The organism is Piscinibacter sp. XHJ-5, assembly GCF_029855045.1.
Taxonomy (GTDB): domain Bacteria; phylum Pseudomonadota; class Gammaproteobacteria; order Burkholderiales; family Burkholderiaceae_C; genus Albitalea.
In genome coordinates this window covers 1,522,129-1,540,114 of sequence record NZ_CP123228.1, presented here as the reverse complement: position 1 = coordinate 1,540,114, position 17,986 = coordinate 1,522,129, and the positions used below count along the sequence as shown (strand labels likewise).

Below are 17,986 nucleotides of genomic sequence, written 5' to 3'. Positions count from 1 at the left end.
AGGCGGCGGCTGCCTCAATCCAGGCCGCGGTATCGCCGGGAAGGCGGGAGGCTCGAGGCACTGAAGTCCTCCAGCAACGGCGGCTGCAGCATGTCGGCGCTTGCTTGAAACTCCTGTCGTGGCCGATTTCCACTCGGGGCCCAGCCTTGCACATCTCCAACCCACACGGTCCGCGCGGCACCCACGCGTCGGCCCGCCCTCGGCAGCCAGGCGGTCAGCGCGTCCATGATCGCGCGGCCGCGCCGGTTCAGCGCCCCACCGACGAGCGCGCGAAGCCGCGGTGCGAGCGAGATCTCCGTCACGATCAGGGTGCAGTCGTGGTCGTTCTTCAGCTGGGACAGCACACACGTGGCGAGGGCGATCACGTCGTGGTTCTCGTCGCGCACGAGCGCCACCAAGCACGGACCCGTCAGCCAATCGATCACCTCGGTGGCATGGTCCCCGCCGAAGGGCGACAACGGACTGGCGACGTTGGCTCCCACCACCAGGCCTTCTCCACTGTCCTTGTCCACCAGGGCCAGGGTGCAGTAGCCGAACGCCGCTTCATGGTCGGCCATGGTGGCACTGTTGACTTTCACGAAGTCGTGCAGCGCGGTGTGGCACTTGTTGAGCTGCTTTTGCGCGATCTGCACGGCCTGACCCAGCTTCGTGGCAGGCAACATGAACAGCGTCTTCAGGTAGCCGTCAACGACCGGCGCGACGTCGAACTTGCCGCTGGCGTCCTGGCTGAGGACATACCGAACGACCTGAGGGTCGACGACGCTTGGCGTCTTCATCGTCTCGAAGGCCAGGACAAGCAGCTGTTCATAGCTGCTGCCCGCCAACGTCCAGCCTGCAATCTGCCGGCCCTTGTTGCGATAGAGCAGCAGCAGCAGCTTTTGCAGGTTGGCAGCGAGCATGTCGCCGGCGACCTTCTTCTCCTCTGCCGGCACCGTCTTCGACTGCATCGCATCCAGCACGGCCAGCACGGTGTCGCGGATGGCATCGACCCACTCCTGGATCACCGCGCCCAGCGGGGGTGATGTGCAGAAGCGGGGCGACGCGAAGTGCGAGCGCAAGGCGGCGAGATGGGAGGCAAAGTCCTTGCCGGCGACGAGCTTCAGCAGATCGTCGTGGCGGCTCTTGAGGGTGCTCAGCGCGACGAGCCCCGCCTGGTCGACGCCCACGGTGCGCACGCCGAGCAGGGCGGCCATGTGATCGAGCACGGGCTTCGCAAGGGCATGGCCGCCCCCTTCCTTCTTCGCTTCGAAGACCTCCAGCAAGTCCGGCCACAGCGTGATCGACTCCTGCGTCGACGATCCGAAGACCGCGTCCAGCAGGTGCTGGCAGTCGTTGCCGGGTGTCCATGCAGAGACGGCGACGTTCCTGCCTTGCGTGAGTGCGAGCAGCACCCCCTTCAAGTGCACACCGAACGCGCCGATGAGGCGCTTGGCTGCTTCATCGGGCAGGACCTTCGACGCGGCGGTGACGGCGCCCACGGCATCGCGAAGCGCCTTCAACCATGACGCGATGGCGCAGAAAAGAGGCTGCCCGGCGGCGACCGTCAGCAGCGGCTGCGCGGTCGTGTCTTCCCCGTGGAGCACCAGGTCCCACTGGATCTGCGGATATCGGGCGCGCAGCGCCTTCTGGCACTCCACCACCTTCTCCATGGAGCCCCAGTTCGGGTGGCCGGTCTTCAACACCGACTTCACCGCATTGCAGTACATCGCCGTGCGGCTGGGGTTCTCCTTCGGGCTCCAGGATCTCGTCTCCCTCTTCTGCCCTGTCTTCGCAAGGAATTCCTCGTACAGCACGAAATGCAGGCATTGCAGCCAGGCCGCCGGAGTGCGTTGCACGACAGGCGGCAGCCCGGCGCTGCCGTCGGGCTCGACGGTGCACCACTGCGCCTGCATGCCGTCGAGCAATGCGAGCTCGATGGCCATCTGCTTGAGCTGTCGTGCCTGAGCCGACACGGCCAGCGTCTTCAGCCACTGCCAGATCGCGGTGTCGCCGAGCTTTTCCTCGCACAGGTACGCCACCAACGAGACCACGAAGCCGGCTTGCGTGTCGTCGGGCACGAGGTGCTCGAGGGTCTTCACGTGGACCAGCAACTGCGGAACGACCTTGGCGGCGCGTCGCAGGAGCAACTGCAGTTGCAGCGGGTCGAGCTGACTCGCCGCGTCCGGCACGGCCACGAACAGCATCGTGAACAGGCCGCCGTCCACGGCATCCGTCGAGTCGAGGAGTCTGCCGACGATGACTTGCTTGATCCTTCCAGCCTTGGCGATGGTCTGGATGAGCGCGTGCTGGCGCCGCGGGTCCTGAGGACGCCGCCGTATCCGCTCGTCGCCGAACGCCAGGTCGACGAGATGGGTGACCCTGTAGTCGGCGATCCCAGAACCCGTCTTGCGCTTGAGCAGGCTCTCCAGGTTGTCGATCAGGTCTTGCCACAGCCAGTCGGGGATGACCACATCGGGTCTGCCCAACATCGAGGTGAGCACTTCGAGGCGCTGCGCGGGATCGTCGACGAAGGCCAGGAGCTGGCGGGCGCTCGTTCGCTGAGGGTCGTTCTGGAAGGCAGGAACGGCGTCGAGTCTTTCCGCCAGCCGGCAGCAGGCCTTGGCACTCTCCTCGCTCTTGTCCAGGCTCAGCGCCAACGACACCAGGTTGAGCCAGGAACCGTCGTTGCCTTGGAAGCCGCCATGGGCAATCTCATAGACCGCGCGCGGCGGGCACCTTCGCTGCTGCAACAGGTACTCGACCAGCAGCCCGGGGTCGTCTTCGCTGGTCATCATGAGTTTCATCAGGTGTTCGGTGAAACCCGGGAGACTGAAACAGGGCAGGAGGGGAACGACGCAGGTATTGAACGGGACGAAGCACGGGTAGAAGGCGGCCGCGCGGTACTTCAGAAGCTCGGGCAGCAGGGCACGATACCTGGGATCCTTGAACAGGTGCTGCACCCACAGCTTCAGATCCGGCAGGGCGGCCCGACTGGCCGAGGTGGGCGAGTTGAGCGCGTCGACGAGCGTCTTGACCGCATCCGTGTCATCGGGATGCCCGTCCACCACCGCGGTGATCACGATGTGCCACGTGTCCAGGTTCAGTTGGCTTGCGAAGCGGGCAGCGAACAAGGCATGGGCCGATGCCCGTGCTCGAGGAAGCGTCTTGCTCACCAGCTCGAATACTTTCGCCATCAGCGCGGGCCCGGGGCTCAGCGAGCTCACCCCATGCGCCAGGACTTCGATCACCTTGGCTCCTTGTGCCGCCAGCTGGCTTGCACCCACGGCAAAGGCGAAGTCCCACAACTCGGGTGACGCCTTGAGCCAACCGGCCGGCCAAAGCGCGCACGAGAGGATCTCGCCCAGCTCCTTCAGGGGGTCGCCATGGCCGGGGTTGGCGCTGAGGATGGCGTGCACGAGCGCCGGCGGCCGATGATTCTCGTCTCCCAGTGACTCCAGGAGTTGGCAGCGCACGCTGCTCCACTGCGTCTTGAACTCGGTCAGCGCCGCCTGGAACTCGCCTGCGAACGTCGGGCTCGCGCAATTCGCGCAAAGCAACTCGACCGCTCGTCGATGCTTGTCGTGCTCATCGAGGAGTGCCAGGGAGAAGGCTTCTCTGACGATCGACGAGGTGCTGGGATGGGGTGTTGTCTTTTCCATGGGATACGGCGGCGCGCGTCATGAAGCTGGTGCTGATCATGGCAATGCGGCGGCGACATACGCAATGCGAAGACTTCCGAGGCGTACTAGGAAATGGTCCTACGCCTTTCGACGAGGAACCCGATCGTGAAGGCGATCGGGCGGGTGCATCGACGACGGACATGGGCCGGCGATCGCCGACGCCTTGTGATCCGAACATCCCCTTTGCACCGGGGGTGTAGCAAAGCGCATTACGCTAGGGGCTCGTCAACTGCGAAAGGAGGTGATATGTCTTCCATCTCTCGGTCCGGGACGGACCCCTACGTGATGTAGCTGGTTCTGTCGCCAGACCCGCGGGCGCTCCACACCTCCGGTGGGAGCGCCCGCGTCACGTTCGGGCCACCTACTTCACCATCTCCGGTGCCAGCAACCTCGGCAGGAACAACGCGATCTCCGGCCACACGATGAGCCCGATCAGCACGAGCAGCATCGGCACCAGCATCACCATGGTGTCCTTGAGCGCAAACCGCAGCCGCACCTTGGCCACCGCACAGGCGATCATCAGACACAGCCCGTAGGGCGGCGTCACCAGGCCGAACGCCAGCGAGACGATGCCGATGATGGCGAACTGGATCGGGTGCATCTGCACCGATGCCGCCAGCGGCTGCAGCGTCGTGCCGACGATGATGATGGCGGGAATCGCATCGAGGAAGCAGCCGACGACAAGGAACGCACCGGCGATGAACATGCCCACGCCGATGGGGCCCATCCCCCAATCGGACACGTTCTCGAGCAGCGCGCGCGGGATCTGGTAGTACGCCAGCAGCCAGCCGAAGACCGATGCGGTGCCCACGCAGAACAGCGCCAGCGCCGCCAGCCGGCCGGTGTCGGCGAGCGCGGTGACGAGCCGGGGCCAGTCCATCTCGCGGTAGATGAAGATGGACAGCAACGCGGCATAGATCACCGCCACCGCCGCCGATTCGGTCGGCGTGAACCAACCGAGCAGGATGCCGCCGACGATGATGACCGGCGTGGTGAGCGCCGGGATGGAGGCGATCATCGACAGCACGAATTCGCGCAAGGTCGCGCGCGGATACACGGGGTAGCCGCGCCGCACCGCGTAAACGTGCACGGTGGCCATCTGCGCGCCGGCGATCAGCAGGCCGGGGATGACGCCGGCGAGGTACAGCGCGCCGATCGACGTGGAGATGACGCCGCCCCACACCACCATCAGGATCGACGGCGGGATGATCACCGCGAGCACCGCCGACACGGCGGTGATGGCGATGGAAAACGAGAGGTCGTAGCCTTCCTTCGTCTGCGCGTCGATGAAGATCTTGCTCTGGCTTGCCGCGTCGGCGGTCGAGGAGCCCGAGATGCCGGCGAAGAAGACCGACACCACGACATTGATCTGCGCGAGCGCACCCGGCAGGCTGCCCACCATCACGCGCGACAGCCGCACCAGCCGGTCGGTGATGCCGCCGATGCTCATCAGGTTGGCGGTGAGCAGGAAGAACGGCACTGCCAGCAGCACGAACGAGTTGTAGGCCTTGAAGGTCTCGTTGAACAGCGTCATCGGCGACAGCCTCGGCTCGATGACCAGCACCGGCAGGCAGGCGAGTCCCAGCGAAAACGCCACCGGCACCCGCAGCGCCAGCAGCGCGAAGAAGGTGCCGAACAGCACCAGGGCGGCCATCCCCGGCGACAGCACGGCCGACGTCATGCCTCATGACGCGCCATGAGCACGCGCAGGTTGTCGACGAAGTGCTCGCCGAGGAACACGATCCACGTGAGCCCGGCGATGGGCCAGGCGGCGAAGATCCACGGCATCGGCAGCTCGGCGAGCTCCGAGGTCTGGTCCCACCCGAAGCGCACGAAGCGCACGCCCCATGCCACGAACACGATCGCGAACACCAGCATGCACAGGTGCGACACCACGGCGAGCAGCGCCTGGGGCTTCGGGGCGAGATCGGGCCACACGTCGACGTCGAAGTGCGTGCCCTCGCGCACGCCGATCATCGCGCCGATCATGATCATCCAGATGAACAGGAAGCGCGACAGCTCCTCGGTCCAGATGTACGAGGGGATGAGCTGGGTGTAGCGCGAGACGATCTGCAGGGTGACCGGGACGACCAGGATCGCGACGCTGGCGACCAGCAGCGCGACCAGCACACGGTGCCAGGCGGCAAGCAGCTTTCTCACGCCGCGCGGATCACTTGATGCCGATGATCTTCGCGTGGATCGCCTCGGCGCCGATCTCCTTGGCGTAGGCGGCCATCACCGGATCGACCAGCTTCTGCATCTGCGCGCGGTCGGCGAACGGAATACGCTTGAGGCGCCCTGCCTTCTCCAGCGCCTCGAGCTTGGCCTCGTCCTCGCTCGACTCGACCTGGCGGCCGTAGGCGCCGGCTTCCTTGCCGGCCTTCAGGATGGCGTCCTGCAGGTCCTTGGGCAGCGTGGCGAAGGTCTTGCCCGAGAAGCACAGCGGCCGGATGGTGATCGCATGCTGCGTCATGCTGAGGTTGGGCGCGACCTCGAAGAATTTCATCTGCTCCACCCCGGCGGCCTCGTTCTCGCCGGCCGAGATGACGCCGTTCTGGATCGCGTTGTAGACCTCGTTGTAGGCGATGACGGTGGGCGACATGCCGGTCGCGGCGAAGGTGCGGCTCCAGATGGGCGCGCCCTGCACACGCACCTTGAGGCCCTTCATCTCGTTGAGGTTGCGCACCGGCTTGTTGGCGAACACGTTGCGCGTGCCGCCGCCGGCATAGCCGATCAGCATCACGTCGGCCTTCTGCGCGATCTCGTCGGCGATCGGCTTGAGCACGTCCTGGTCGAGCACCTTGTTCCAGTGGTCGAGGTCGCGGAACAGGAACGGCGCGTCGATGAAAGGCGCGGCCTTCGAGAAGGTGGACATGTGCGCCGGCGAGACGATGGCGTAGTCGACCGCCTTGCCCTGGTTCATGTAGGCGAAGTAGTCCTTCTCGAGACCGAGCTCGCTGTTCTTGTGCAGGACGAAGTTGACCGGCTTGCCGTAGTACTTCTTGACCAGTTCCTCGAAGCGGACCATGGCCTTGGTGAAGGCGTGCTGGTCGTTGAACTGCGAAGCGCCGTGCAGCGTGATCGCCGCCTGCCCCTGCGCAGCCAGGCCGGTGAGGGCCAAGGCGGCTGCCGAACCCACACGGAACACCACACGGAGCAAAGCCTTCATGCCGAACTCCCGAAAAGCGTCGACAAAGCAATCGGTCCGGTTCAGGATGTCATCCGCTTCCGGGGGTGTCAATTGCGGCACACCCGGTCCTTCCATTCCGACCACCGCCATGGAAACACCGACGCTGCAAGCACCGGCCGGCAGCTGCGATTGCCACATCCACGTCTACGACGACCGCTACGCGCTCGCGCCGACGGCGACCTTCAAGCCGCCTGCCGCGCCGGTGGCGGCCTATCGCGAAGTGCAGGCCGCACTGGGCCTCGAACGCGTGGTGGTGGTGCAGCCTTCGGCCTACGGCTTCGACAATCGCTGCACGCTCGACGCGATGGCCGGGTTCGGCGCCGCGGCGCGCGGCGTGGCGGTGGTGCCCACGGACGTGAGCGACGAGCAGCTGGAGCGGCTGCACGACCAAGGCGTGCGCGGCATCCGCTATCTGATGCTGATGAAGCCCGTGATGGGCTGGGACTCGCTGGAGACGATGGCTGCACGCATCGCGCCGCTCGGCTGGCACATCGACCTGCAGTTCGACGGTCGCGAGTTTGCGCAGCGCGAAGCGCTGCTGTCGCGTTTGCCGTGCGACCTGGTCATCGACCACAACGGGAAGTTCCTCGAACCCGTCGGCGTCGACGATCCGGCGTTCCGGTCGCTGCTGCGCCTGGTCGGATCGGGCGACGTGTGGGTGAAGCTGTCCGCGCCGTACGAGACCTCGAAGGCAGGCGCTCCCGGCTACGACGACGTGAGCGCGCTGGCGCGCGCGCTGGTCAAGGCCCATCCCGCGCGCTGCCTGTGGGCGAGCAACTGGCCGCATCCGAACCAGGATCCGGCGCCGTCGAATGCGGCGATGCTCGACCTGCTGCTGCGATGGGCGGACGACCAGGCGACGCGCGACAGCATCCTCGTGAGCAACCCGGCGCTGCTCTACGGGTTCTGAAGCACCGTTCGGCATCAACCCCGGTCTCACCAGGGCCGCGCGGACGGGCCAACATTCCGCGGCCTTGCAACATCCGCACGAGGAGACGAGATGCGCACCAAGTCACTCCTGGCCGCGTCGGCGGTGCTGCTGGCGGCATGCCAGACGACGCCGCCTCCCGCAGCGCCACCGGCCGCGCCAGCAAGCCCGGCCGCGGCTGCCGCGACGCCCGCGCCGGTCTGGCAGCAGGGGCGCAGTCCCGAGCAGGCCGCGTCGCCGCTGGCGCCGCATCCGGGGCGCATGACGGTCACCTCGCCGAACGAGATTCCGCTCGGCAGCTTCAAGCTCCTTCCGGGCTTTCGCGCCGAGCTCTGGGCCACCGGCATTCCCGGCGCCCGCGCGATGGTGCGCGGCAACAGCGGCAAGGTCTATGTGGGCACGCGCGTCATCGGCCGGGTCTACGAGATCACCGACAACGGCACCCAGCGCACCAGTCGCATCGTCGTCGACAAGCTGACGCAGCCTTCCGGCGTCGCGATGCACAACGGCGCGCTGTACGTGATGGCGATCGACAAGGTGCTGCGCTTCGACGGCATCGAGGCCCATCCCGCGGTGCAGCCGGTCGACATGACCGCCGCGTTCAAGCTGCCGAAGGAGCAGCACCACAACTGGAAGTACATCGCGTTCGGCCCCGACGGCAAGCTCTACGTGCCGTTCGGCGCGCCGTGCAACATCTGCGTGCCGGGCGACGAGTACGCGCAGATCCGCCGCTACAACCCCGACGGCTCCGGCATGGAGGTCATCGCGCGCGGCGTGCGCAACACGCAGGGATTCGCCTGGCATCCGGTGACGCGAGAGCTCTGGTTCACCGACCACGGGCGCGACTGGATGGGCGACGACGCGCCCGAGGACGAGCTCAACCGCCTCGCCGGCACCGGTGCGAACTTCGGCTTTCCGTACTGCCACGCCAACGGCATCGCCGACAAGGACTTCCCGCGGCCCAATGCCTGCGCGAACACGGTGCTGCCGGTGAAGACGATGGGACCGCACGCGGCCGTCATGGGCGTCCACTTCTACACCGGCACGATGTTCCCGGCGGAGTACCGCAACGCGATGTTCGTCGCGCGCAAGGGCTCGTGGAACCGCACGCGCAAGTTAGGCTTCGATGTGGTCACGGTGCGCGCCGACGCCGCCGGCAGGAACCTCACGGTCTCGCCGTTCATGACCGGCTTCCTCGATCCCGCGACCGAAGCGTTCAGCGGCCGCCCGGTGTACCTGCTGCAGATGCCCGACGGCGCGCTGCTGCTGTCGGACGAGCAGCTCGGCGCGATCTATCGCATCTCGTATGTCCGTTGACGGCGCGAAGCGCGCCGCGGCGGCGCTGCTGTTGGCCGCCGCCGCGACTGCACCCGCGCAGACGAGTCCGCAGCGGCTGGCCGCCTGTGCGGGCTGCCACGGGCCGCGCGGCAACGCCGCCGTCGCGCACTGGCCTTCCCTCGCAGGCCAGCCCAGGCTCTTCATCGAGAACCAGCTGGTGCTGATTCGCGAGGGGCTGCGCGACGTGCCGGCGATGAAGGCCGCGATGGCCGGCATGACCGACGCGGAGATCACGGCGCTGGCCGGCTACTACGCCGCGCAGCCGGTGGTGCCGCAGTCGCTGCCGCGCGACCCGGCGAAGTACCGCGCCGGCGAGCAGACGGCGCGCAAGCTGCTGTGCGGCACCTGCCATCGCGCCGACTACACCGGGCAGCAGCAGGTGCCGCGGCTCGCGCAGCAGAACGAGGCCTATCTCCTGGCCTCGATGCAGCAGTTCAGGGACAGCCCGGGCCCGGGCCGCGACACGCTCATGGCGTCGGTGCTGCGGGGGCTGAGCGACGAGGAGCTGGGGAACCTGTCGCACTACCTGGCGCAGTTCGGGCAGTGAGGCGGCCGCGCGCCACGGCCGTGCACATCACCCAGCACAGCCACGCCGACCACAGCGAGTGACTCGGATAGTGCGCCCCGCGCACCAGCTGCGCCGCGCCGAACAGCAGCCCCGCCAGGCACACGCCCGCGAGCCAGGCGCGCGCCAGTCGCGGCCTCGCTTCACGCCACAGGAAATATCCCGGAAGAAAGCCGAACGCAGCCACCGCATGCCCCGACGGAAAGCAGTGCCCCGGCCCGCCGTCGCGCACACCGATCCACCAGTGCGGCACGTGCGCGGCGACGCCGCCGAATTCGACGAGGTCCCACGGACAGCTCGTGTGGCTGAAGCGCTTCAGCGCGGGAATCAGCACCAGGCAGGCCAAGCTCACCAGCAGCCAGTGGCGACGCTCGGACCTCGAGGGACCCGCGATCAGCGCACGTTGCGCGTCGAGTGCGAGCAGCGCCAGCACCAGCCATGCCAGCACCCGCCCGCCTTCGTGCAACAGCCCGCTGGTGAACCACGCGTCGCGCCACGCGAATCCCTGCGCATCGCCGAACCAGCGCACGACGGCCAGGTCCCAGCCCGACGCATCCCACAGCACCAGCAGGCCGCCCGCCACGGCGGCGATCCGTGCGTCGCGCGCCGCCGTCATGGCGCCAGCGTGCGACAGCCATGCACCAGGTCCCACGCCGGCTCGTGCAGCGCAGTGCGTACGTCCAGCAGGCCCAGCAGCGTGTGGAACAGATGGTCGTGGCCCGCCGGCTGCGTCGCCCTTTGCTGCAAGCATCCCGCATCGATGGCCATCGATTGCCGGAAGCCGTCGGACATCCACATCAGCATCGGCACGCGCTTCTGCGTGTCCGGCGCGATGGCGTACGGGATGCCATGGAGGAAGAGGTTGTTCTCGCCCAGCGACTCGCCGTGGTCGGAGACGTACACGAGGGCGGAATCCACCTCGCCGGCGCGGGCCTGCAGGCGACGGATGGCGGTGGCGAGCACGTGGTCGGTGTAGAGCAGCGCGTTGTCGTAGGCGTTGACGATCTCCGCCTGCGTGCAGGCCTGCAGGTCGTCGCTGCGGCACGCCGGCGCGAAGCGGTCGAAGGGCGGCGGATAGCGGCGGAAGTAGCCTGGCCCGTGGTTGCCGAGCTGGTGCAGCACCAGCAGCTGCACGCCGCGGCCGCGGTCCAGCCGCTGCGCGATCCCTGCCAGGAGCGTCTCGTCGAAGCACGCCCCGTCGCTGCACAGCCCGTCCGCGGGACGCGACAACGTGCTCTCGTACGGCAAGCCGTCGCACACGCCCTTGCAGCCGCCCTGGTTGTCGATCCACTGCACGTCGACGCCGGCACGCGCGACCACGTGCAGCAAGGACTCGCTGCCGCGGATGCGCGTCTCGTCGTAGTCGCGGCGTCCCACCGGCGCGAACATGCAGGGCAGCGACACCTCGGTGCTGGTGCCGCAGGAGCTCACCTGCGTGAAGTTGATGACCGGCAGGGACGCCAGCTGCGGCGTGGTCTGCCGCGCGTAGCCGTTCAGCCCCCAGTTCGCGGCACGCGCCGTCTCGCCGACCACCAGCACGACCAGCCGCGGACGCGCCGCCGCCGACCACGACGGCCCCGGCACGGCGTCGCCGCCGATGCTCCGCCGCGGCGTTCCTGCGCCGTGCGCTTCCGAGACCAGCACGCGCCCCAGTGACCACACCGCATTTGCCGGCGTGATCAGGTAGCGCGCGTCGTGCTGGTTGCGGATGAAAGAGGCGAGCGGCTGGAACATGGCGAGCAGCGCGCCCGCCAGGATGGCCAGCGCCATCAGCACCCAGACGCTTCGAACGAGCAGCGCCCGACCCCAGGGCCGCCGCACGATGCGCACGCGCCACAGCAGGGCGAGCGGCAACACGGCGTACAGCAGCAGGTGCGCCACCAGGCGCAGCGAGAGCAGCTCGCGCGCTTCGCCCGGATGCGTGTGAAGCACGTTACGCAGCATGCCCGGATCGAGGTAGACGCCGAGTTCCTGCATGAAGTGGATGGCGAACGCGGTGGCCACGAGCAGCAGCGACACCAGCGGCTTGACCGTCCACCGGCAGGCGAACGGGGCGAGCAGGAGCCAGTTCAGCGCCACCAGGCCCACCACGAGCGCGAGCACGAACAGCCAGGTCGAAGGATGGGACAAGGCCCGCTCCTTCAGCGCGGCGGAGAGGAAGGGACGGTTGGCCGCCAGCGCCCAGAACAGGCTGGCGGCCAGCAGGACCTGCTCGGTGGTGGCCTCGACCGCGAGGCCGCGGGCAGGCGCCCTGTCGACATGCACAGACATCGCGCCATTGCGCACGGGCATCCTGAAGGCGACCTGAAGCGGCAAGGTGGTACCGTGCCGCGTCATGCGGCTGCTGCTCATCGAAGACGACGACATCCTCGGCGAAGGCCTGCGCGACTTCCTGCGCGTCGAAGGCCACACGGTCGACTGGTGCCGCAGCCTGCGCGAGACCGGCGCCTTTCGCGACGAGCCGTACGACGCGTTGCTGGTCGACTGGCAGCTGCCCGACGGCTCGGGCCTCGACTGGCTGCGCGAGCGCCGCAACCGCGGCGACGCGACGCCCGCCTTGATGCTGACCGCGCGCGACCGGCTCGGCGACCGGATCCACGGCCTGGACAGCGGTGCCGACGACTACCTCGTCAAGCCGTTCGCGCCGGAGGAGCTTGCCGCTCGACTGCGGGCCGTGAGCCGGCGACGCGCGGGCAGCGCCGGGCCGCGCCGGCGCTTCGGCGACGTCGAAGTCGACCTGACCGCCCGCTGCGCCTTCATCGACGGCCAGGCGGCGGACCTCACCGCGCGCGAATGGCAGGTGCTCGAGGCGCTGGTGCTGCGCGCCGGACGCATCGTGCCCAAGTCGGACCTCGAGAAACTCATGCTGGGCTTCGACTCCGAGATCGCGAGCAACGCGCTCGAGGTCCACGTGTCGGCGTTGCGCCGCAAGCTCGGCCGCGACCTGGTCGAGACGGTGCGCGGGCTGGGCTACCGCATCGGCGCGCCATGACGCAGCTGCCGTCGATCCGCGGCCGCCTGGCGCGCGCCCTGGTGGGCTGGTCCATCGCCTGGGCCGTGGCGGTCGCCGGCGCGGTGTGGCTCGCCGTGGAGCATGAGGTCAGCGAGCTGCTCGACGACACGCTGCAGGCATCGGCCGACGTGCTGGGCGGCCTGCTCGTGCGCGGCGACGCGCCGGCCGCGGACCCGCGCGAGGCGAACGGGGCCGAGCCCGAGACCCGTTTCGCCTGGCAGGTCGTCGGCCCGGACGCCCGCCTGCTGCTGCGCTCCCGCCACGCACCGGCGTCCCCGCTGCACGCCAGCGCCACGCCCGGCTTCAGCCGGACCACCGAGTGGCGCACCTACGGCCGGCCGCTGGGCGCCGACGGCCGCATCCTGTACGTGGCGCAGACGCGGGAGGAGCGACGCGAAGCGCAGGCGGAGATCACGCTCAGCACGGCGCTGGCCGCCCTGGCCATCGGGCTGCTCGGGCACCTGTGGCTGCGCAGGCGCGTGCGGCAGGAACTGCTGCCGCTGGAACGGCTGTCGGACCAGCTCGCCGGTCACGAGCCGCTGCAGGCGGGCGCGTCGCTGGGAGCGCCGGAGCGCGACGAACTGCAGCCCGTGCACGCCGCCATCGAGGAGCTGGTGCGGCGACTTGCGCTGCGGGTCGCGCGCGAGCGCGCCTTCACCGCCCACGCGGCGCATTCGTTGCGCACGCCGCTGGCCGGCATCGACACGCAGCTCGCCGTCGCGCTGCGCGAGTGTCCACCCGAGCTGCAGCCGCGGCTGCGGCGCGTGCGCGAAGCGGCAGGCCGGCTGCAGCGCGTGGTGGCCGCGTTGCTCGCACTGTTCCGCAGCGGCGCGGCCTTGCAGCGTCAGCCGGTGGACCTGCACCAGCTGATGTCGCAGCTGACCATCCACGGCATCGAGTGGGAGGTGCTGGGGCGCGGCGTGATCGATGCGGATGGGGACCTGCTCGCGGCGGCACTGCTGAACCTCATCGACAACTCGCTGCGCTGCGGCGCGCACAAGCTCGTCGTCGACGTGCCGAGCCCGGGGACCCTGCGGATCGCCGACGACGGACCGGGGGTGTCGCACGAGCGCCGGCAGGAGCTGCAAGCGGCGCTCGACAGCCAGGCGTACGAGGGCAGGACCGGGCTCGGCTTGATGCTCAGCGACCTGGTGGCGCGCTCGCACGGCGGCGCCTTGCGGCTGCCGCCTGCCGAGCGCGGCTTTGCGGTGGAGTTGCAGCTGGGTGAGCCTTGAACCCCGGCGCGATCTGGCGTAGCTTGATGCCGTTGCCGAGGAGGCCATCATGTCGCCGAACGCTCTCGCCCTCGCCCTCGTCCTCGCCATCGCATCGCTGACCCTGCCTGCCACGCCGGCCCTGGCGCGCGGCGGCGCCGTCGACGCGCGCGCCGGCGTGCAGGTCGGCCATCACCACCACGGCGGCCACGGCCATGGGCGCCATGGCGCCCACCATCATCACCACTGGCGCGGCAGCGTGTGGCTGGGCTTCGGCCTGGGCTGGCCCTATGCGCCCTACTGGCACGACCCCTGGTATCCCGGCCATGCGGTCATCGAGCGCGCGCCCCTGCCGGCGCCCGTGGCGGCGCCGGTGCCCGCCGCACCCGACCCGAAGTTCGTCGCCGGCCAAGGCCAGGACTGGCGGCAGACCGAATACGACCGGCAGGCTTGCAACCGCTGGGCGATGACGCAGGCCGATGCCGTGGCCGATGCGCAGGTGTTCCACCGGACGAGCCTGGCCTGCATGGAGGCTCGCGGCTACGCGGTGCGCCAGTGAGACGCACCCTCTCCTCGCTCGCCCTCACCCCAGCGAAGGCGGACTGACGATCGCCGGCTGTTCTTCGCCGACGGGTCGTTCCTCCTCAGCTCGTCGCCCGCCGCTGATGCTCCTGCTGTGCCCGGTGCTCATGTGACGACGAGTGCGTGAATTCCGTCGCGCCCATGGCCGGGGCGATGCGCGTGAACCACGCTGCGGCGTTTAGGCTGGCGGGCTCGACCGGCATCTCCGCACATCCATGATCGCCGCACTGCGCCGCCTCGCCCTTCTGCTCTGCCTGCCCGTCGCACTCTTCGTCGGGCTTTTCGCCAGCACGGCGGCTCGCGCCGAGGACGCCGCGTCTGCCGTCGCCCACGGCAGCCTGCAGGCCGCGCTGCTCACACCCGATCTGCCGCTCGAGACGGTGCCGGCCGCGCGCGCGCAGACGCTGTGGGAAGCGGACAGCACGCGCGTGCAGCGGATGCTGCCCTATCGCTCGCAGGGCAGCTGGATCCGCATCACACCCGGCCCGCTGCCGCCCCAGCCGCTGCTCATCGTCGAAGGACAGATCGCCGACAGCGTGGTGCTGGTGCTGCCCGACGGCAGCCGGGTGGAGCGCTCGAAGCTGCGTCCGCCCGAGCGCGATGGCTCGGCCATTGCGCTGGTGTTTCCGCTGCCGGCCACGCTGAAGCCCGGTACGGCGCTGCTGCTTCACCTGGCGCACCATCACCGCGTCAATGTCGATCTGTCGATCGTCGCCGGCGAGCCCTGGCGTGCCTACGAGCGCACGCGGCTCATCGTGTCGGCTGCGATGTATGCCGCGCTGGTCGCCTTCGCCGTGATCGCGGCCTGCTACTGGGTGGCGCTGCGCGAGCGCATGTTCGCCGACTACACCTGCTACCTGCTGTGCCTGATCCTGTTCATGACGGCCAGCGCCGGACTGCTGTACGCGGCCCCGGGCGGCGCCTGGATCGGTCGGCTCGGCATCCACGGGCAATGGGCCGCTGCCACGGCGGCGATCGGCTTTGCCGTGGGCTTCGCGCGCGACTTCCTCGAGCTGCCGCGTTACGCGCCTCGGCTGCTGCCGCTGATGGACCGGCTGCGCGCCGCGCTGCTGGCGGCAGCCATCGCGATCGCGCTGTGGCCGTGGCCGGCGAGCCGATTCGGCATGGCCGTCGTGGCCACGCTGCTGCTCGTCAACCTGCTGATGATCGGGCTGGGCGTGCGTGCGGCAAGAGCCGGCAACCGATATGGCTGGTACTTCCTCGCCGGCTGGGTGCCGCTGACGCTGGCCACATCGCTGCGCAGCATGCAGGCGGCAGGCCTGATCGACATCGCCGCCAACGACGTCTACCTGTACGCGCTGGGCGCCGTGTGGGAGGCGCTGGCGCTCACGCTGGGCATCGCCGACCGCGTGCTCGGATTCCGCCGCGAGCGCGACGTCGCCCGCAAGATGGCCGAGCACGACATGCTGACCGGCGTACTCAGCCGTCGCGCGATCGAGATGCAGTTGCGCGCCTTGGCGAGCGAGGCGCGCGCGGGCGGCAGCGGGTTGGGCGTGCTGTTCCTGGACATCGACCACTTCAAGTCGATCAACGACCGCTTCGGGCACGCCACCGGCGACGCCTGCCTGGTCGCCGTGGCGCAGCGCCTGCAGGCCGAGCTGCGCGAGGGCGATCACCTCGGGCGCTGGGGCGGCGAGGAGTTCGTCGCGCTGCTGCCCGGCGCAAGCCTCGACAACGCCCAGCACACCTCGCAGCGCATCCTGCGGCGGGTGGCCGCCGATCCGGTGGAGGTCGCCAGCGGCAGCGTGTCGGTCACCGTGAGCATCGGCATCGCCGTGTTCGATCCGCTGCACGACGACATCGACAGCCTGCTGCATCGGGCGGACACGGCGCTGTACCGCGCGAAGGCGAATGGTCGCAATCGCGTCGAGCGGGACCTGGGCCTGGTGGCCGGATGATGCCGCTCCGTCGCGCTTGCGATTGAGACATCCCGATACGTTCCGCGGCACGTGGATTGCCCGATCTCCATCGGGACAACTTCGCGAGAAACGCATGAGAACTTCCGCTTCGAAACTCATCCTGAGCGCTTCGGCGATCCTGGTCATCGCCGGCTGCGCCACCCGGACCCGCGAGGTGATCTACACCCCCGCGCCCGCCCCCGCTCCGTCGGTGGCCGTCGCGCCTGCGGTGGTCACCACACAACCGGCGGTCGTCGTGGCGGCCACCCCGCCGCCCACACCTCGCAGCGAGGTTCAGCCGCCGGCGCCGTCGCCGGGCCACGTGTGGGTGCCGGGGTACTGGAACTGGTCGAACGGCCGCTACGACTGGGTCGCGGGCCACTGGGAATCGCCGCGCGCCGGCTACGCCTGGGTGCCGTACCGCTGGGAGATGGTGGACGGCCAGTGGCAGCTGCGCGGGGGCACCTGGACCCCGCAGTGATCCTGAATCGCGGGTGAGCGGGCCTTCGGCCCCTCACCCCGGCCCTCTCCCGCCGGCTGGCGGGAGGGCGGTAGCGCCGTAGCATCGGTCGTTGGCGCCTGCCTGCGTGCGTGGCGCAAGCCGACCGAAAGGAGATTCCATGGCGAATTCCAGCTCCGCGCTGCCGCTGAAGGACCGCGTGGCCATCGTCACCGGCGCGAGCCGCGGCGGCGGCCGCGGCATTGCGATCGAGCTGGGCGCAGCCGGCGCGACCGTGATCGTCACCGGGCGCAGCACGCGCCGCGAGCCGGCGCCCGCCTATGGCCGCATCCTGTCGCTGTCCGGTCTGCCGGCCGTCCCCGGCAGCATCGACGAAACGGCCGACGAGGTGGGCCGCGCCGGCGGGCGCGGCATCGCGCTGAGCTGCGACCACACCCGCGAGGAAGAGGTCGCCGACCTGTTCGCGCGGGTCCACCGCGAGCACGGCCGGCTGGACGTGCTGGTGAACAATGCCTGGGGCGGACACGAAACCTTCGACGGCGTGTTCGACGCGCCGTTCTGGGAGCGCCCGATGTCGCACTGGGACTCCATGTTCGACCGGGGCGTGCGCAACCACCTGCTGGCCAGCCGCCATGCCGCGCCCATCATGGTCCGCCAGCACCGCGGGCTCATCGTCACCACCACGTTCTGGGATCGCGACCGCTACATGCGCGGCAACCTGTTCTACGACCTTGCCAAGGCGGCGATGAACCGCCTGGCCTTCGGCATGGCCCAGGAGCTGCGTCCGCACGGTGTCGCCTCGCTCGCCGTCTCGCCGGGATGGATGCGCACGGAGTTCGTCCTGGCGGGACATCACACGGACGAGGCGCATTGGCACGAGCGTCCGGCGCTCGCGCGCACCGAGTCGCCGCGCTACCTCGGACGCGCGGTGGCGGCGCTGGCCGCCGATCCGCAGGTGCTCGGCAAGAGCGGCGCGGTGCTGCGCGTCGGCGACCTGGCGCAGGCGTACGGCTTCACCGACGTCGACGGACGCCAGGTCCCGCCCTTCGAGCTCGAGACCGGCGACGACCCTGCGTAGGAAAAATCCTTCCGCCGTCGGGGGCCGCAGCCGATGCGCG

Annotated in this window: 15 protein-coding genes; 9 read left to right on the top strand and 6 right to left on the bottom strand. The window is 69.3% G+C overall.

The features are described 5' to 3' along the window. Positions 1 to 14: 14 nt before the first annotated feature. From P7V53_RS07285 to P7V53_RS07270, 4 genes are all read right to left on the bottom strand, one after another. Positions 15 to 3,638, bottom strand: a complete 3,624-nt coding sequence (locus P7V53_RS07285; protein WP_280154820.1) for a hypothetical protein — start codon at positions 3,636 to 3,638, stop codon at positions 15 to 17. Between the two features lie 382 nt (positions 3,639 to 4,020). Beyond that, a complete protein-coding gene (locus P7V53_RS07280; protein ID WP_280154819.1) occupies positions 4,021 to 5,340 on the bottom strand; it encodes a TRAP transporter large permease in 1,320 nt (439 codons plus the stop codon). Then, a complete protein-coding gene (locus P7V53_RS07275; RefSeq protein WP_280154818.1) occupies positions 5,337 to 5,819 on the bottom strand; it encodes a TRAP transporter small permease in 483 nt (160 codons plus the stop codon). Before P7V53_RS07275 ends, P7V53_RS07280 begins: the two co-directional genes overlap by 4 nt. Positions 5,820 to 5,829: 10 nt before the next feature. Continuing rightward, complete coding sequence (locus P7V53_RS07270; RefSeq protein ID WP_280154817.1) at positions 5,830 to 6,828, bottom strand: TRAP transporter substrate-binding protein; 999 nt, start codon at positions 6,826 to 6,828, stop codon at positions 5,830 to 5,832. 109 nt (positions 6,829 to 6,937) lie between these two features. Here P7V53_RS07270 and P7V53_RS07265 point away from each other — a divergent pair, with 109 nt between their 5' ends. The 3 genes from P7V53_RS07265 to P7V53_RS07255 all read left to right on the top strand — a co-directional run bounded on the left by P7V53_RS07265 (position 6,938) and on the right by P7V53_RS07255 (position 9,662). Continuing rightward, positions 6,938 to 7,759: an amidohydrolase family protein gene (locus P7V53_RS07265; RefSeq protein ID WP_280154816.1), complete on the top strand. Its 822-nt coding sequence runs from the start codon at positions 6,938 to 6,940 to the stop codon at positions 7,757 to 7,759. Between the two features lie 90 nt (positions 7,760 to 7,849). Further along, positions 7,850 to 9,094, top strand: coding sequence for a PQQ-dependent sugar dehydrogenase (locus tag P7V53_RS07260; protein WP_280154815.1), 1,245 nt, complete (start codon positions 7,850 to 7,852; stop codon positions 9,092 to 9,094). Then, positions 9,084 to 9,662, top strand: coding sequence for a c-type cytochrome (locus tag P7V53_RS07255; RefSeq protein WP_280154814.1), 579 nt, complete (start codon positions 9,084 to 9,086; stop codon positions 9,660 to 9,662). Before P7V53_RS07260 ends, P7V53_RS07255 begins: the two co-directional genes overlap by 11 nt. Here the strand turns inward: P7V53_RS07255 and P7V53_RS07250 are convergent. Together P7V53_RS07250 and P7V53_RS07245 are read right to left on the bottom strand one after the other, a co-directional pair. Further along, positions 9,583 to 10,296 carry a phosphatase PAP2 family protein gene (locus P7V53_RS07250; RefSeq protein ID WP_280154813.1) on the bottom strand — a complete coding sequence of 238 codons (714 nt, stop codon included), beginning with the start codon at positions 10,294 to 10,296 and terminating at the stop codon, positions 9,583 to 9,585. The genes P7V53_RS07255 and P7V53_RS07250 overlap by 80 nt on opposite strands. Next, complete coding sequence (locus P7V53_RS07245; protein ID WP_280154812.1) at positions 10,293 to 11,951, bottom strand: phosphoethanolamine--lipid A transferase; 1,659 nt, start codon at positions 11,949 to 11,951, stop codon at positions 10,293 to 10,295. Before P7V53_RS07245 ends, P7V53_RS07250 begins: the two co-directional genes overlap by 4 nt. 64 nt (positions 11,952 to 12,015) lie before the next feature. Here P7V53_RS07245 and P7V53_RS07240 point away from each other — a divergent pair, with 64 nt between their 5' ends. The 6 genes from P7V53_RS07240 to P7V53_RS07215 all read left to right on the top strand — a co-directional run bounded on the left by P7V53_RS07240 (position 12,016) and on the right by P7V53_RS07215 (position 17,946). Then, complete coding sequence (locus P7V53_RS07240; protein ID WP_280154811.1) at positions 12,016 to 12,672, top strand: response regulator transcription factor; 657 nt, start codon at positions 12,016 to 12,018, stop codon at positions 12,670 to 12,672. After that, on the top strand, positions 12,669 to 13,928 hold the full coding sequence (locus P7V53_RS07235) for a histidine kinase dimerization/phospho-acceptor domain-containing protein (protein ID WP_280154810.1): 1,260 nt from the start codon (positions 12,669 to 12,671) through the stop codon (positions 13,926 to 13,928). The genes P7V53_RS07240 and P7V53_RS07235 overlap by 4 nt, the downstream gene beginning before the upstream one ends. Before the next feature lie 49 nt (positions 13,929 to 13,977). Further along, positions 13,978 to 14,466 (top strand): hypothetical protein, encoded by a 489-nt coding sequence (locus P7V53_RS07230; RefSeq protein ID WP_280154809.1) that lies wholly within the window; start codon positions 13,978 to 13,980, stop codon positions 14,464 to 14,466. Between the two features lie 238 nt (positions 14,467 to 14,704). After that, complete coding sequence (locus P7V53_RS07225; RefSeq protein ID WP_280154808.1) at positions 14,705 to 16,408, top strand: diguanylate cyclase; 1,704 nt, start codon at positions 14,705 to 14,707, stop codon at positions 16,406 to 16,408. A 94-nt stretch (positions 16,409 to 16,502) separates the two neighbouring features. Next, on the top strand, positions 16,503 to 16,889 hold the full coding sequence (locus P7V53_RS07220) for a YXWGXW repeat-containing protein (protein WP_280154807.1): 387 nt from the start codon (positions 16,503 to 16,505) through the stop codon (positions 16,887 to 16,889). Between the two features lie 139 nt (positions 16,890 to 17,028). After that, positions 17,029 to 17,946, top strand: coding sequence for an SDR family NAD(P)-dependent oxidoreductase (locus tag P7V53_RS07215; protein WP_280154806.1), 918 nt, complete (start codon positions 17,029 to 17,031; stop codon positions 17,944 to 17,946). Positions 17,947 to 17,986 lie beyond the last annotated feature (40 nt).